The following is a 15274-nucleotide window of genomic DNA, read 5'->3' on the forward strand; positions in this document are numbered from 1 at the left end:
GTCAAAGGAGTCCCCTCGTGCTCGATCACGGCCAGGCGCCCCCGCTCTCCCAGGAGAAGCGCAAGCCTGCGAACCCGCTGCTGCGCCGCAAGCCCGTGGAGCAGCTGGTCGCCGAGGGCGGCCAGGGTGAGGGCGGCACGCTGCGTCGCTCGCTCACCATGTGGCAGCTGACCATGATCAGCATCGGTGCCACCCTCGGCACCGGCATCTTCGTCGTGCTCGGCGAGGCGGCCCCCAAGGCGGGCCCGGCCGTCACGATCGCCTTCATCGTCGCGGGCCTCACCGCGCTCTTCTCGGCCCTCTCCTACGCGGAGCTGGCCGGCTCGGTGCCCGTCTCGGGCTCCTCGTACTCCTACTCCTACGCCACCATGGGCGAGTTCATCGCCTGGGTCTGCGGCTGGTGCCTGGTCCTCGAGTACGCCGTCTCCGTCTCGGCGGTCGCCGTCGGCTGGGGCCAGTACCTCAACGAGCTGCTCGACGGGATGCTGGGCATCACCATCCCCGAGAAGCTCTCCGCCGCCCCGCTGGGCGACGGCGGCTTCATCAACCTGCCCTCGCTGGTCGTCGTCCTGCTCGCCATGGTCTTCCTGATGCGCGGCGCCAAGGAGAGCGCCCGCATCAACACGATCATGGTCGTCGTGAAGATCGTCACCCTGCTGCTCTTCATCGGCATCGGCGTCCTCGGCATCAAGGGCGGCAACTACGCCCCGCTCGCCCCGCTCGGCATCACCGGCATCAGCGCCGCCGCCTCCACGCTCTTCTTCTCCTACATCGGCTTCGACGCCGCCTCCACCGCCGGTGAAGAGGCCAAGAACCCGAAGAAGGACCTGCCGCGCGCGATCATGCTCTCCCTGGGCATCGTCACCGTCCTGTACTGCCTCGTCGCCTTCGTCGCCGTCGGCGCCATGCCGTGGCAGGACTTCGAGGGCACCGAGGCCGCGCTCGCCCAGATCATGACCGACGTCACGGGCGGCACCTTCTGGGGCGTCGTCCTCGCCGCCGGCGCCGTCGTCGCCATCGCCTCCGTCGTCTTCGCCGTGCTCTACGGCCAGACCCGCATCCTCTTCGCGATGTCCCGCGACGGCCTCGTCCCGAAGGTCTTCGCCAAGGTCGACGAGAAGACCGGCGCCCCCCGCGCCAACGTGCTCATCGTCTCCCTCTTCTGCGGCGCCCTCGCGGCCTTCATCCCGCTCGGCGAGCTGGCCAACGCCACCAGCATCGGCACCCTCTTCGCCTTCGCCCTGGTCAACGTGGCCGTCGTGATCCTGCGCCGCACCAAGCCGGACATGCCGCGCACCTTCAAGGTCGCCCTGTTCCCGGTCACGCCGATCCTCGGCTTCCTCGCCTGCGGCTACATGATGTACAGCCTGCCCGTCGCCACGTGGATCGCGTTCGGTGTCTGGATGGCCGTCGGCATCGTGGTGTACTTCCTGTACGGCGTCCGCCGCTCCCGACTGGCCACAGCAGAAATGTGATCCACCCGCAGTGCGACTGAACGATCTCGACGAACGCATCGTGCACGCCCTCGCCGAGGATGCCCGCCGCTCCTACGCGGACATCGGCTCCGAGGTCGGGCTCTCGGCCCCGGCCGTCAAACGGCGCGTGGACCGGCTGCGGGCGGAAGGCGCCATCACCGGCTTCACCGTCCGCGTCGACCCGGCCGCCATGGGCTGGGAGACCGAGGGCTTCATCGAGATCTACTGCCGCCACAACACCTCGCCGGACGACATCCGGCGAGGGCTGGAGCGGTACCCGGAGGTGGTGTCCGCGTCGACCGTCACCGGCGACGCGGACGCCCTCGTCCAGGTCTTCGCCTCCGACATGCGGCACTTCGAGCGCGTCCTGGAGCGCATCGCGGGCGAACCCTTCGTGGAACGCACCAAGTCCGTGCTCGTCCTCTCCCCGCTGCTGCGCCGCTTCACCTCCGGCGCCCCGGCCTGAGCAGCCCGCCCGGCCGCCGCACAGGCACGCGTACGACGAAGGCCCCCGGCATCCCGCCGGGGGCCTTCCGCATGCCGCCCGCGCACCGCGGCGGCGGGACGCGCGCTCACCGGCCGCCGCCGGCCGCCGCGGGCACGCCGCGCGCCGACGCGGACCGGCGGCCCAGCAGTGCCCGGCGCTCCTCCTCGGTCAGCCCGCCCCACACCCCGAAGGGCTCCTTGGTCCGCAGCGCGTGCTCCAGGCAGGCGGCGCGCACCGGGCACACCGCGCACACCCGCTTCGCGGCCGCGTCCCGGTCCTCCCGCTCCGGGCCGCGTTCGCCGGCCGGGTGGTAGAAGCGGCCGGGGCCCAGGTCCCGGCAGGCGGCGCGGAGCTGCCACTGCCAGTGGTGGACGGCGGCGCCCGGCAGCCGTGAGACATCGGTCATGGTGGTCCCCTCCTCGGAAGTCGCTCATCGACGTTTCCGCGTGTGACCCGCTGCGCGGGACGCGAAACATGCCGTCTGCCGGACCGTCCCGGACGGCGCGTTCCCACCGGCCCCGTCCGCCGGGGCGCCGGCCTCAGGCGGCGGGCGTGCGCAGCCCGACGAAGAGGGGCCGGCGGCGCAGCGTGAAGCCCATCGCCTCGTACAGCGTGATCGCGCCCGTGTTGTCCGCCGCGGCGTGCAGGAACGGGCGCTCCCCGCGCTCGGCGACCCCCGCCGCGACCGCCCGCACCAGCCGGGCGGCGAGCCCCTGCCCGCGGTGCTCGGGGTGCGTGCACACCGCGCTGATCTCCGTCCAGCCCGGCGGCCGCATCCGCTCGCCCGCCATCGCGACGAGCCGGCCGCCCCGCCGGATCCCCAGGTACGTGCCCAGCTCCACGGTCCGCGCCAGGAACGGCCCCGGCCGGGTCAGCTCCACGAGCTCCAGGATCTCCGGCACGTCCGCCGGGCCCAGCCGCACGGCCTCGGCGTCGGGCTCCGCCCGTACCGCCGTACCGTCCATCTGCACCCCGCCGAACCGGGCCACCGTCGTCCAGTCCCCGGGCGGGACCGGCAGGCCGGTCAGCCACACCGGGGCGTCCGGCCCGGCCAGCGCCGCCAGGTCGGCCCAGGCACGGGGATCACCGGGATCGGCCAGCGCCGCGAACGGGGAGACGTCCACGGCGTAGCGGGCCGCGAGGCCCGCCGGCCCAGCCTCGGCGAGACCGGCGTGCGGGCCGGCCAGCGCGGCCCACACAGGGTTGTCGAGGGCGTGGACGGGCGCAGCCGTCCCGGTCTCGGGCCCGGTCTCGGGCGACACGGGCGACACGGACGACATGGGGCCTGGGCTCCTCTCCGCGGGTGCGCCGGCACCCGCCGGACGGCTGCTGCGGACGGCGATCACCCACCACAGCACCGGCCACCGGCCCCTTTATGCCCGACCCCACCGGACCGGACGCCCCGCCCCCGCAGGCACCCCGCAACCCCCGCGCAACGAATCACCGCCCCACACGGCAAACGCGCAACGAATCGATGCTGCCGCCGCAACGGTCACGCCTTGTCCGGATCGAACACGAAAACGTACCTTCGTAGGACCCACCCCACCTGTCACAGAGGTAGCCCATGCCCGCGCTGCGCACCGCCCTCCTCCAGAGCTCCGGCGTTCTCGGCGACACCGCCGCGAACCTCAAGGCTCTCGACGAGGCAGCGGCCCGCGCCGCCGAGACCGGCGCCGGGCTCCTGGTGACCTCCGAGATGTTCCTGACCGGCTACGCGCTGCCGGTCGAGGAGATCGCGGCCCTCGCGGAGGCCGCCGACGGCCCCTCCGCCACCGCGATCGGAGAGATCGCCCGCCGCCACGGCGTCGCCGTCCTGTACGGCTACCCCGAGCGCGGCGACGGCGACGCCGTCCACAACTCGGCGCAGCTCGTCGGCCCCGACGGGGCCCGGCTGGCGAACTACCGCAAGACGCACCTCTTCGGCTGCTTCGAGCAGGACGCCTTCACCCCCGGCGACACCGCCGTCGTCCAGGCGGACCTCGGCGGCCTCCGCGTCGGCATCATGATCTGCTACGACGTGGAGTTCCCGGAGAACGTCCGGTCCCACGCCCTGGCCGGCACCGACCTCCTCCTGGTGCCGACCGCGCAGATGCACCCCTTCCAGTTCGTCGCCGAACAGCTCGTCCCCGTACGGGCCTTCGAGAACCAGATGTACATCGCGTACGTCAACCGCACCGGCCCGGAGGGCGAGTTCGAGTTCGTCGGACTCAGCTGCCTGGCGAACCCCGACGGGGTGACCCGCACCCGGGCCGGCCGCGGCGAGGAGATGGTGGTCGGCGACGTCGACCCCGAGCTCCTGCGGGCCTCGCGCGAGAACAACCCCTACCTGCGCGACCGCCGCCCCGGGCTCTACGCCTCCCTCGTCTGACCCCCGGCCCGACGCGCCCCCGGGCCCGAGGCCCGAGCCCTCCCCCCAGCCCCACCTGCAAGGAGCCGTACCCCATGACGTCCACGGTGCCCACCACCGCCGTCCCGCACAGCGACGGCCAGCCGCCGATCACCATGTTCGGCCCGGACTTCCCGTACGCGTACGACGACTTCCTCGCCCACCCGGCGGGCCTGGGCCAGATACCGGCGACCGAGCACGGCACCGAGGTCGCTGTCATCGGCGGCGGCCTGTCCGGCATCATCTCGGCCTACGAGCTGATGAAGATGGGCCTCAAGCCCGTCGTGTACGAGGCCGACCAGATCGGCGGCCGCCTGCGCACCGTCGGATTCGAGGGCCCGGGCACCGAGGGCCTCACCGCGGAGATGGGCGCCATGCGCTTCCCGCCCTCCTCCACCGCCCTGCAGCACTACATCGACCTCGTCGGCCTGCAGACGGAGCCCTTCCCGAACCCGCTCGCCGAGGCCACCCCCTCGACGGTCGTCGACCTCAAGGGCGAGACCCACTACGCCGAGACGATCGCCGACCTCCCGCAGATCTACCGGGACGTCGCCGACGCGTGGAACGCCTGCCTCGAAGAGGGCGCCGACTTCTCCGACATGAACACCGCGATGCGCGAGCGGGACGTCCCGCGCATCCGCGAGATCTGGGCCAAGCTCGTCGAGAAGCTCGACAACCAGACCTTCTACGGCTACCTGTGCGAGTCGGAGGCCTTCAAGTCCTTCCGCAAGCGCGAGATCTTCGGCCAGGTCGGCTTCGGCACCGGCGGCTGGGACACCGACTTCCCGAACTCCATCCTGGAGATCCTCCGCGTCGTCTACACCGAGGCCGACGACCACCACCGCGGCATCGTCGGCGGCTCCCAGCAGCTGCCGCTGCGCCTGTGGGAGCGCGAGCCGGAGAAGATCGTGCACTGGGCGCAGGGCACCTCGCTGTCCTCCCTGCACGACGGCACCCCGCGCCCGGCGGTGACCCGCCTGCACCGCACCGCCGGCAACCGCATCACCGTCACCGACGCCTCCGGCGACATCCGCACCTACCGCGCCGCGATCTTCACGGCGCAGTCCTGGATGCTGCTCTCCAAGATCGCGTGCGACGACTCGCTGTTCCCGATCGACCACTGGACGGCGATCGAGCGCACGCACTACATGGAGTCCTCCAAGCTCTTCATCCCCGTCGACCGCCCGTTCTGGCTCGACAAGGACGAGGAGACCGGCCGCGACACCATGTCGATGACGCTGACGGACCGGATGACCCGCGGCACCTACCTGCTGGACAACGGCCCCGACCAGCCGGCCGTCATCTGCCTGTCGTACACCTGGTGCGACGACAGCCTGAAGTGGCTGCCGCTGTCCGCGAACGAGCGGATGGAGGTCATGCTGAAGTCCCTCGGCGAGATCTACCCGAAGGTCGACATCCGCCGCCACATCATCGGCAACCCGGTGACGGTCTCCTGGGAGAACGAGCCCTACTTCATGGGTGCGTTCAAGGCGAACCTGCCCGGCCACTACCGCTACCAGCGGCGCCTGTTCACCCACTTCATGCAGGACCGCCTGCCCGAGGACAAGCGCGGCATCTTCCTCGCCGGCGACGACATCTCCTGGACGGCCGGCTGGGCCGAAGGCGCCGTGCAGACGGCCCTGAACGCCGTCTGGGGCGTCATGCACCACCTCGGCGGCGAGACCGACGCCACCAACCCGGGCCCGGGCGACGTCTACGACGAGATCGCCCCGGTCGAGCTGCCGGAGGACTGACCCGCGGCTCCCCGTGACCACGGGCCGCCCCCGCGTGCACAGCGCGGCGGCGGCCCGTCCTCATGCCCGGCCCGTCGGGGTCAGCAGGCAGCGGCCGACCAGCCCGACGCCGGCGTCCAGCGACTCGGCGAACTCCTCGGCGAGGTCGGGGGTGCGGCGCAGGCGCCACAGCAGGCGGGCCGCCGACCAGGCGGCGCTGCGGGCGCGTTCGAGGCTCCACGAGCCGAGGAGGTGGGTCAGCGGGTCCGCGACCTCCAGCAGGTCCGGCCCGGGCATCAGGTCCTCCCGGATGCGCTCCTCCAGGCAGACCAGCGTGTCGCCGACGCGGTCGAAGTCCGCCTCCAGCGCCCGCGGTTCGCAGCCCAGCGCCCGGCAGGCGGACACCACCGCCAGCGCCAGGTCGTGGCCGATGTGGGCGTTGATCCCGGCCAGCGCGTGCTGGAGCGGGCGCACCCCGGGGTGCCGGCGGTACTGGAGCAGCGGCCGCCAGCACGCCGGGGCGCGCTCCGACTCCACCGCGGCCAGGTACCGCTCGGCGAACCGGACGCTCAGCGTCTCCGCCTGCCGGGGCGCGGGGAAGTCCCCGCGGCGGATGCGCTCGTCCAGCGTCTCCGTGACCGTCAGGTAGACCCGGTTGAAGACGGCGACGCCGTCCCGCGGGGGGAGCCGCTCGTCCAGGGCGCGCATCCGCGCGAGCACCGCTTCCATGGAGGGAGGGTGGCAGGCCGCGCCGCGCGAGCGGGGGACTTGGCCGTGTCCTTCCCCGGTTCGGGCGAACGCGGCACCCCGCGGCGGGGGTTCGGGGCCGGAACCGCCGCCCGGGTCAGGGGCGCGGGCCCTGCCCGGACGGGCCCTCCGCGCCGCCGCCGGCACCGTCCGCCAAGGGGCCGTCCGCCGCGGGGCCGTCCTCGCGGTCGTAGTCGGAGGTTCCCGCGTCGAGCAGCGGCGGCTGCTCCTTCAGGTGGGCGGGGGCGAAGAAGCGGAGTGCGTGGTAGCCGGTGATCACCACGAGCGTGCCGAGGGCGATCCCGCCGAGCACGAAGGTGTCGGTGATCCGGAGCTCGACCCCGCCGACGCCGATGATGATGCCCGCGGCCGCCGGCACGAGGTTCAGCGGATTGCGCAGGTCCACGCGGCCGTTCAGCCAGATCTGGGCGCCGAGCAGCCCGATCATGCCGTACAGGATGACGGTGATCCCGCCGAGGACCCCGCCGGGGATCGCGGCGACGACCGCCCCGAACTTCGGGCACAGGCCGAAGAGGAGGGCGAATCCCGCCGCCGCCCAGTAGGCGGCCGTGGAGTAGACCCGGGTCGCCGCCATGACGCCGATGTTCTCGGAGTACGTCGTGTTCGGCGGGCCGCCGACCGCGGTGGAGAGCATCGAGGCGGCCCCGTCGGCGGCGATGGCCGTGCCCAGGGTGTCGTCCAGCGGGTCGCCGGTCATCTCGCCGACGGCCTTGATGTGCCCGGCGTTCTCCGCGATCAGGGCGATCACCACGGGCAGCGCGATCAGGATCGCCGACCACTCGAACTGCGGGGCGTGGAACGACGGCAGGCCGATCCAGTCGGCCTCGGCGACACCGGACAGGTCCAGGCGCCAGTGGTCGACCGCCTCCGTGCCGCCCGCCGGCGAGTGGATCTTGCCGAAGAGCAGGTCGAAGAGGGCCGAGACCGCGTAGCCGAAGACCAGCCCCAGGAAGATCGCGATGCGCGACCAGAAGCCGCGCAGGCACACCACGGCCAGCCCGGTGAACAGCATGACCAGCAGCGCCGTCCACTGGTCCTGCGGCCAGTACGTCGAGGCCGTCACCGGCGCCAGGTTGAAGCCGATCAGCATCACCACCGCGCCCGTCACCACCGGCGGCATCGTCGCGTGGATGATCCGCGCGCCGAAGCGCTGCACGGCGAGGCCGGCCAGGAACAGCGCGGCCCCGACGGTGAACACGGCGCCCGTCACCACCGCACTGTCCCCGCCCGAGGCGCGGATCGCCGCGGCGACGCCGACGAACGACAGGGAGCAGCCCAGGTACGAGGGGACCCGGCCGCGGGTCGCCAGGAGGAAGACGGCCGTGGCGATGCCGGACATCATGATGGCGAGGTTCGGGTCCAGGCCCATCAGGACCGGCGCGACGAAGCTCGCGCCGAACATCGCCACGACGTGTTGGGCGCCCAGCCCCGCGGTCCGCGGCCAGGACAGCCGCTCGTCCGGCCGCACCACTGCTCCGGGGGCGGGGGTCCGCCCGTCTCCGTGCAGCGTCCAGCCCACGCCGAGGCCCATGTCCCACCACTTCCGTCGATCCGGTCCGCCAAGCATGCCCGCCGTACCGGACGTCAGGCGCGCGGATCACGGCCGGCCGGTGCGGCCAGCGTCATATTACGGCCGTGTACCAGTGGGTTCGTTCCGGTTGGCGGGGGCGCCCTTCCCGCCGGCGGCGGCCCGCGGACGCAGGACGGATGCGCCCGCTGTCAGCACCACCGCCAGCGCGGTCACCAGGGCGAAGGAGACCACGAGCGACGTCGCGTCCGCCACCGCGCCGATCGCCGACGGCGCGATCAGCCCGGACGTGTACGTGATCGTCGCGACGCCCGCGATGGCCTGCGCCGGCTCCGGGCCGCTGCGCGCCGCCGCCGCGAAGGCCAGCGGCACCACCACCGCCACGCCGAGCCCGATCAGCGCGAAGCCGCCGATGGCCGCCGCCGGGTGCCGCGCGGTCACCACGAGCAGCCCGCCCGCCGTGGCCAGCACGCCGCCCGCCCGGACCGTGCGCACCGGTCCGAACCGGTCGACCACCCGGTCGCCCGCGAACCGGGCCAGCGCCATCGTCAGCGCGAACGCGGTGGTGCAGCCCGCCGCCAGCGCGGCGTCCGCGTCCAGCACGTCCCGCAGGTAGACCGCGGACCAGTCCAGGCTCGCCCCCTCGGCGAACACCGCGCAGAAGCCCACCGCGCCGATCAGCAGTGCCGACCGCGGCGGCAGCGCGAAGTGCGGCGGCGCGGGCTCGTCCGCCGGGCTGCGCAGGTCCAGCACCCCGTTCGCGGCGGCCAGCCCGGCGGCGGTCAGGGCGAGCGCCGCGAGCAGGTGGTGCCAGCGGGCGTCGGCTCCCAGGTGGGCGGCCGCGGTGCCCGCGGCGGCCCCCAGCAGGGCCCCCGCGCTCCACATGCCGTGCAGCGAGGACATGATGGACCGGCCGATGCGGTTCTCCGTCTCCACACCGAGCGCGTTCATCGCCACGTCCGACATGCCGGAGGCGGCCCCGTACACCAGCAGTGCGGCGCACAGCGAGGGCAGGTTGGGGGAGAGGGCCGGCAGGGCGAGCGACAGCGTCCACGCGGCGAGCAGGACGCGCAGCGCCGGCCGGGCGCCGAGACGGTGGTTGACCCGCCCGGCCAGCGGCATAGCGAGCGCCGCGCCGAGGGCGGGGAAGGCGAGGGCCAGACCGAGGGCGCCGGGCCCGAGGCCGGCGTGCTCCTGGATCCACGGGATGCGGGTGGCGAGGGAGCCGGTGACGGCGCCGTGGACGCAGAAGACGGCCGCAATGGCGAGACGTGCGGAGCGCAGGCGCGCCAGAGCGGATGCGGTTTCGCCGGTCATGCCGATCAAACTATCAGGAAGCCTGCCTGATGGTGAGGGGGCCGCACTGCCTAGGATGGGCACCGTGACTGCCGCCCAGGCCGCGACCGCCCCGGCCCCCGCACCGGCCCCCGCCCCGGCCTCGCCGAGCACGGCCCGCGTCCTCAACGACCGCCTCGCCCTGCGACTCCTCAGGGACGAGGGCCCCCTGACGGCTGCTCAGCTCAAGGAGATGACCGGCCTGTCCCGGCCCTCGGTCGCCGACCTCGTCGAGCGGCTCGCGCAGGCCGGGCTGGTCGAGGTCGTCGGCGAGGCCGGCGCCCGGCGCCGCGGCCCCAACGCCCGCCTGTACGGGATCGTCGCCCGGCGGGCCCACCTGGCGGCCCTGGACGTGCGCACGGACAGTGCGACCGCCGTCGTCACCGACCTGCTGGGCCGGCCCCTGGCCCGGGCGGCCCTCCCGGTCGACGCCGCCGACGAGGCCGTCGACGCCCTGGAGGCGCTGGCCCGCCAGGCCGGAGCGGACCCCCTGCACACCGTCGTGGTCGGCGCGCCCGGCCTGGTGGCGCCCGCCGACGGCCGCCTGCGCAGCACCGCCGGGCTGCCGGCCTGGCACCGCGACCTGGTCGCGGCCCTGCGGCGGCGGCTGCCCGCGGCGGTCTCCGTGGAGAACGAGACCAACCTGGCGGCCCTGGCCGAGCAGCGGGTCGGCGCCGCGCGGGACGCCGGCTCCTTCGTGCTGCTGTGGCTCGGCGCAGGCGTCGGCGCGGCCGTCGTCCTCGACGGCCGGCTGCGGCGCGGCGCCTCGGGCGGAGCGGGCGAGATCGGCTTCCTGCCCGTGCCGGGCACGGGCTCCCTGCCCTCGGCCGCGGGCTGCGAGGGCGGCTTCCACGCGCTCGCCGGGCGGGCCGCCGTGGCCGGGCTGGCCGCCGCGCACGGCTTCACCGGGCCGGTGGCGGAAGCGGTGGCGGGCGCCGCCGGGGACGCCTTCCTCGACGCCCTCGCGGAGCGCCTCGCCCTGGGCGCCGCGGCCGTCGCGGCGGTCCTGGACCCCGGGTGCGTCGTCCTCGGCGGCGAACTCGGCCACGCGGGCGGACCCGCCCTCGCGGACCGCGTCGCCCGCCGCCTCGCCGCCCTCAGCCCGGTCCCCACGGAGGTCCGCGCCACCGCCCTCGGCGACGCGGCGGTCCTGGCGGGCGCCCGCCTCGCCGCCGCGGAGTCCGCCCAGGCCGCGCTCTTCGGCTGACGCCGCGGGGCCGCAGCCCGCCGCCCCGCGGCGGCTCAGGCGCGCCCGCCGCCCTCCGCCAGGAAGTCCGCGAAGCGCACCGTGCCCACCGCGCGGTCCGGCGCGAGGTTCCCGCCGCGCAGGAACCCCCGGTACGCCCTTCCCGCCAGCGGCACCTCCACCACCCGCCGCCGGCGCCCCCCGCCCGCCGCCAGGTACGCCCGCACCCAGTCGGCCAGCGTCCGCACCTCGGGCCCGCCCATGTCCGGGACGCGCCCGCCCGCCGCGGGGACGGGAACCGCCAGCTCCGCCAGCCGGCCGGCGACCTCCTCCACCGCGATCGGCTGCACCCGCACCCCCCTGGGCACGGGCACCGGCCCCGGGACCCTGGCCAGCGCCCGGGCCACCGCCGCCACCAGGTCGTGGAACTGCGTCGTCCGCAGGATCGTCACGCCCAGCCCGGACTCCAGCAGCATCCGCTCCACCCGGTGCTTGACGCGGTAGTAGCCCAGCGGCACCACGTCCACGCCGACGATGGAGATGTAGACGAGGTTCGTGACGGTCCCGGCCCGCCGGGCCGCCGCGATCAGGTGCCCGGCCGCCTTGTCGTCCCCGCCGCGCGGCGAGGAGGCGCAGTGCACGACCACCTGCGCCCCCGCCATCGCCGCGTCGAGCCCTCTCCCGTCCCGCAGGTCGACGGGGTACTGCTCCGAGCGGCGGCTGAGGACCCGTACCTCGTGGCCGGCGGCCTGAAGCCGGTCGGTGACCCGCCTGCCGAGGGTCCCGGTTCCGCCGGTGACCAGGATGGTGCTCATGGTGTCCGTGTCCTTCCGCTGGGGAGTGCGTTCACCAGCCCGGATTGGACAGCCCCGGCGAACGTGACAACTGCTGCGCCAGGAACTCCAGCTTCTCCGGATTCAGGACCGTCCGCACCTCGCTGACCAGGCCGTCCTCGAACTCCACCTGCATGACGACCGCCGCCCCGCCGACGAGCAGCGCGGGCTCGCCGTTGACCGGGGCGACCGCGACCGGCAGGCCGGCCCCGAACTTGCGCACGGCGCCGGCCAGGAAGCGGGCCACCTTGTCCCGGCCCTCGACCGGGCGCCGGGCCGCGCTGACCACGCCGCCGCCGTCGGAGACGTACCGGACGTCCGCGGCGAGCATGCCCTCCAGGCGGGCCAGGTCGCCGTCGCGCGCCGCCGCGAGGAAGCCCTCGACCAGCACCTGCCACTGCGCGGGATCCGGTTGGAAGCGCCGGCTCCGGACGGCGGCCGGGCTCTCCCCGCTGCCGTCCTCGCCGCCGTCCTCGCCGCCGGCCGCCGCGGCGGCGGCCCTCCCTGTGGCGACGCGCGCCGAGGCCCGCCGGTGGAGCTGCCGGCTGTTGGCCTCGGACACGTCCAGCAGTCCGGCGATCTCCCGGTGCCCGTACGCGAAGGCCTCCCGCAGCACGTACACGGCCCGCTCCACCGGAGTGAGCTCTTCCAGGAGGAGCAGCAGGGCCGTCGAGACGCTGTCGCGCTGCTCGGCCGACTCCAGGGGCCCCAGCGCCCCGTCCCCGGTGAGCACCGGCTCCGGGAGCCAGGGGCCGACGTACGCCTCGCGTCGGGCGCGCGCGGAGGTGAGCCGGTTGAGGCATAGGTGGGTGACGGCCTTGGCGAGCCAGGCCCCGGGGTGCAGGACGTCGCCGCGGTCGGCGGCGCTCCAGCGCAGCCACGCGTCCTGGACGGTGTCCTCGGCCTCCGCCGCGGAGCCGAGCATGCGGTAGGCGATGCCGAACATCCGGGGGCGGTGCTGCTCGAATTCGGCCGAGAGGTCTGCCGCAGAGGTGGTCACCCGCAGCAGCGTACGGGGCGCCGACCGGCCCCGGACGTGCGGGGACCCGGTGGCCGCCGGGCCACCGGGTCCCTTCACCGTGCCGCCCGCGTCAGGTGCGGGGGCGGTGCGTCAGCAGGCGCCGAGGTCCTTCCAGACGCCCCACTGGCCGGTCGTGCCCGGCTCCTCGTTCTGCGTCCACCACTGGGCCTTCCAGTTGCGGCCCTTGTGGGAGACCACCGTGCCCGCGGTGTACACGTCGCCGGCCTGGTACGCCGGGTTGGTGCAGGTGCCGCCCGGGGGCGGGCTGGTCGGGGGCTGGCTCGTCGGGGGCTGGCTCGTGGGCGGCTGGCTGGTCGGCGGCTGCGAACCGCCGCCCGGCTCGACCACGGCCGTGCCGCGCGCCAGGTCCCCGGCGAGGGCGTACACCGTCCCGGCGATGTTCACCGTCCAGTTGGAGGGGGTGGACACCGGCAGGTAGTAGTTGAACGCCAGGTCGACGGAGGCCCCCGGGGCGAGCGACTGCCAGGCCGGCAGCTTCAGGGAGACCCGGTGGAAGTCGCCCTTCAGGCCGCCGACGTTGTTGCCGGTGTGCCCGCTGCTGATCACCTTCGTGCCGAAGCCGGACTGGTCGGAGGCGTTGTTCGGGGCCGAGGTGGCGTAGTCGAACTGGAACTCGGTGCCGCCCGGCAGGGCCGTCTTGGTGTTGTTGGTGATCTTGATCTTCGGGGTGAGCGGGTAGTTGGAGTCGCCGAGCTTGAAGTCGCCGAACTCGGCCTTCACGTCCACGGCCTGGGCCGGCAGCGCGGTGGCGCCCGCCTTCTTCGCCCCGTACGGGGAGGCCGACTTGAACTTGTCGTACATCAGCGAGGTGAGCGTGGAGCCCATCTCGTACTGGCCCTTGGCGGCGTTCCAGGCGTAGTCGCCGGCCATCTCCCAGACCATGGTGCCGCCGATGCCGCGGTCGACCACGTAGTCGGCCTTGGCGGCCACGGACTGCTCGTCCTCGGTGGAGAGGAAGACCTTCTTCTGCGCGTTCCACAGCCACGGCGCGACCAGGGTCGAGTCGTACTTGCGGGCGTAGGTGCCGGTCAGCGTGGTGCCTGCGGGGAAGCCGTACTGGGTGACGTAGTCGCCGACGATCCCCTTCTCGAGGTTCTTGGCGTGCCACATCGGGTTGGAGCCCGCCGGGGACTCGTTGCCGTTGTCGTCCTTGTCGTGCCACAGGTTGTCGATGCCGACCGCGCCGTCGCCGCACTTGGCCAGGCCGGAGCCGGCCGGGCAGCTGGTCGCCGCGGCCTTGCCCCACAGGCCGTCCGTGCCGCCCTGGACGTTCTTGTGGCCGCGGGTGTAGTAGGGCAGGCCGATGTTGATGCGGCCGGCCGGCATGGAGCCGCGGAAGTAGTGGTACGCCCAGTCGGTGTTGAGGTAGCCGATGCCGCCGTACTGCTGGGAGCCGTACACCCCTGCGGCGGCGAGCTCGCCGTCCTTGCCGTCGTCGAAGAGCGAGGCGTTCGGGCCGACGTACTCGTTCCAGGCGCCGTGCAGGTCGTAGGACATGATGTTGACGTAGTCCAGGTACTTCTGCATCTGGTACGTCTCCATGCCGCGCAGGAGGTAGCCGGAGGACGGGGCGGCGACGGTCAGCAGGTAGTGCTTGCCGTCGGCGGCGCCGGCCTGGTCCAGCTTCTCGCGCAGCGACTTCATCAGGGCGTCGTAGCCCTTGACGAGGCCGGCCCGGCGCGGGTTGGCGAGCGACCAGTCCAGCGGGTTGCCCGCGTCCTTCATGGAAGTGGCGTACTCGTAGTCGATGTCGACGCCGTTGAACCCGTACGTGCGGATGAAGTCGACCGCCGAGGCGGCGAAGGTGTCGATGCCTGCCTGGTTGACCGAGCCGTCGGCGTTGGTGGCCATCGAGTAGAAGCCGCCGGAGGCCACCCGGTCGCCGTTGTCGCCGAAGTAGCCGCCGGTCTCCGCCCAGCCGCCGACCGAGATCAGCGTCTTCACGTCGGGGTGCTGCTTCTTGAACTTGTTCAGCAGGTTGAAGTGGCCCTTGTACGGGAGGGCGGGGTCCATTTCGGCGCCCGCCACGCCGGGCCAGGTCATCCCGGTGGAGGCGTTGTTCGGGCCGTCCGCGCCGACCGAGATCCTGTTGTCGCCGCCGACGTGCGCGAAGGCGTAGTTGATGTGGGTGACCTTGTCCCACGGGATGTTGTTCACCAGGTAGGCCGGCTGGCCGTTCTTGCCGGTGCGCCAGCTGGTGAAGTAGCCGATGACGCGCCGCTGGTGGTCGGCGCCCATCTTCTCGCGGCCCTCGGTGTCGTAGACCGAGCAGTAGGGGACGTCGACCCCGGCCGTCTTGTAGAGCCCGTCGGGCCGGCAGCTCTCGTTGTCGGCGGCGTGCGAGACGCCCGCCGAGAGCCCGCCCGCCAGCAGTCCGGCGATCGCCGCGCCGGATGCCAGGAGCATCGCCCTCGTTCGTGTGGGGGACAGCATTGAGCCTCCTGGGGAGGGGAGGTGGCAGGACACAACATGCAGACAGGTGGTGCGTGTTGGCCCGCGGC

Annotated in this window: 13 protein-coding genes; 5 read left to right on the forward strand and 8 right to left on the reverse strand. The window is 73.7% G+C overall.

Going from position 1 to position 15274, the window contains the following annotated elements; all coding sequences use genetic code 11:
* Window positions 1–17: 17 nt before the first annotated feature.
* Both MUK52_RS25975 and MUK52_RS25980 read left to right on the forward strand, forming a co-directional pair.
* Window positions 18–1475, forward strand: coding sequence for an amino acid transporter (locus MUK52_RS25975; RefSeq protein WP_114056722.1), 1458 nt, complete (start codon window positions 18–20; stop codon window positions 1473–1475).
* A gap of 10 nt (window positions 1476–1485) precedes the next feature.
* On the forward strand, window positions 1486–1941 hold the full coding sequence (locus MUK52_RS25980; protein WP_007262967.1) for an Lrp/AsnC family transcriptional regulator: 456 nt from the start codon (window positions 1486–1488) through the stop codon (window positions 1939–1941).
* A 106-nt stretch (window positions 1942–2047) separates the two neighbouring features.
* Here the strand turns inward: MUK52_RS25980 and MUK52_RS25985 are convergent, their stop codons facing one another.
* Window positions 2048–2368 carry a WhiB family transcriptional regulator gene (locus MUK52_RS25985; RefSeq protein ID WP_114056721.1) on the reverse strand — a complete coding sequence of 107 codons (321 nt, stop codon included), beginning with the start codon at window positions 2366–2368 and terminating at the stop codon, window positions 2048–2050.
* A gap of 133 nt (window positions 2369–2501) precedes the next feature.
* Entirely contained in the window at window positions 2502–3242 is a 741-nt protein-coding gene (locus tag MUK52_RS25990) for a GNAT family N-acetyltransferase (RefSeq protein ID WP_114056720.1), read from the reverse strand.
* Between the two features lie 284 nt (window positions 3243–3526).
* Between MUK52_RS25990 and MUK52_RS25995 the strand changes: the two genes are divergently transcribed.
* Window positions 3527–4330: a carbon-nitrogen hydrolase family protein gene (locus MUK52_RS25995; RefSeq protein ID WP_284580473.1), complete on the forward strand. Its 804-nt coding sequence runs from the start codon at window positions 3527–3529 to the stop codon at window positions 4328–4330.
* A gap of 74 nt (window positions 4331–4404) precedes the next feature.
* Window positions 4405–6102, forward strand: a complete 1698-nt coding sequence (locus tag MUK52_RS26000) for a flavin monoamine oxidase family protein (RefSeq protein WP_114056718.1) — start codon at window positions 4405–4407, stop codon at window positions 6100–6102.
* A gap of 60 nt (window positions 6103–6162) precedes the next feature.
* Here the strand turns inward: MUK52_RS26000 and MUK52_RS26005 are convergent, their stop codons facing one another.
* The 3 genes from MUK52_RS26005 to MUK52_RS26015 form a co-directional block, all read right to left on the reverse strand.
* A complete protein-coding gene (locus tag MUK52_RS26005; protein WP_114056717.1) occupies window positions 6163–6810 on the reverse strand; it encodes a DUF5995 family protein in 648 nt (215 codons plus the stop codon).
* A gap of 115 nt (window positions 6811–6925) precedes the next feature.
* A complete protein-coding gene (locus tag MUK52_RS26010) occupies window positions 6926–8380 on the reverse strand; it encodes a uracil-xanthine permease family protein (protein ID WP_114056716.1) in 1455 nt (484 codons plus the stop codon).
* A 96-nt stretch (window positions 8381–8476) separates the two neighbouring features.
* The gene (locus MUK52_RS26015; RefSeq protein WP_284580477.1) at window positions 8477–9694 is read right to left on the reverse strand and encodes an MFS transporter; all 1218 of its coding nucleotides are present in this window, start codon (window positions 9692–9694) and stop codon (window positions 8477–8479) included.
* A 55-nt stretch (window positions 9695–9749) separates the two neighbouring features.
* Between MUK52_RS26015 and MUK52_RS26020 the strand changes: the two genes are divergently transcribed.
* A complete protein-coding gene (locus tag MUK52_RS26020) occupies window positions 9750–10919 on the forward strand; it encodes an ROK family transcriptional regulator (protein ID WP_284580479.1) in 1170 nt (389 codons plus the stop codon).
* A gap of 35 nt (window positions 10920–10954) precedes the next feature.
* Here the strand turns inward: MUK52_RS26020 and MUK52_RS26025 are convergent, their stop codons facing one another.
* The 3 genes from MUK52_RS26025 to MUK52_RS26035 form a co-directional block, all read right to left on the reverse strand.
* Complete coding sequence (locus MUK52_RS26025) at window positions 10955–11713, reverse strand: SDR family oxidoreductase (RefSeq protein WP_114056713.1); 759 nt, start codon at window positions 11711–11713, stop codon at window positions 10955–10957.
* A 31-nt stretch (window positions 11714–11744) separates the two neighbouring features.
* Window positions 11745–12731 carry a sigma-70 family RNA polymerase sigma factor gene (locus MUK52_RS26030; protein ID WP_284580482.1) on the reverse strand — a complete coding sequence of 329 codons (987 nt, stop codon included), beginning with the start codon at window positions 12729–12731 and terminating at the stop codon, window positions 11745–11747.
* A gap of 111 nt (window positions 12732–12842) precedes the next feature.
* Window positions 12843–15206 carry a chitinase C-terminal domain-containing protein gene (locus tag MUK52_RS26035; RefSeq protein WP_114056712.1) on the reverse strand — a complete coding sequence of 788 codons (2364 nt, stop codon included), beginning with the start codon at window positions 15204–15206 and terminating at the stop codon, window positions 12843–12845.
* Window positions 15207–15274 lie beyond the last annotated feature (68 nt).

It is taken from the genome of Streptomyces sp. 2P-4 (assembly GCF_030167965.1).
Classification (GTDB): domain Bacteria; phylum Actinomycetota; class Actinomycetes; order Streptomycetales; family Streptomycetaceae; genus Streptomyces; species Streptomyces globosus_A.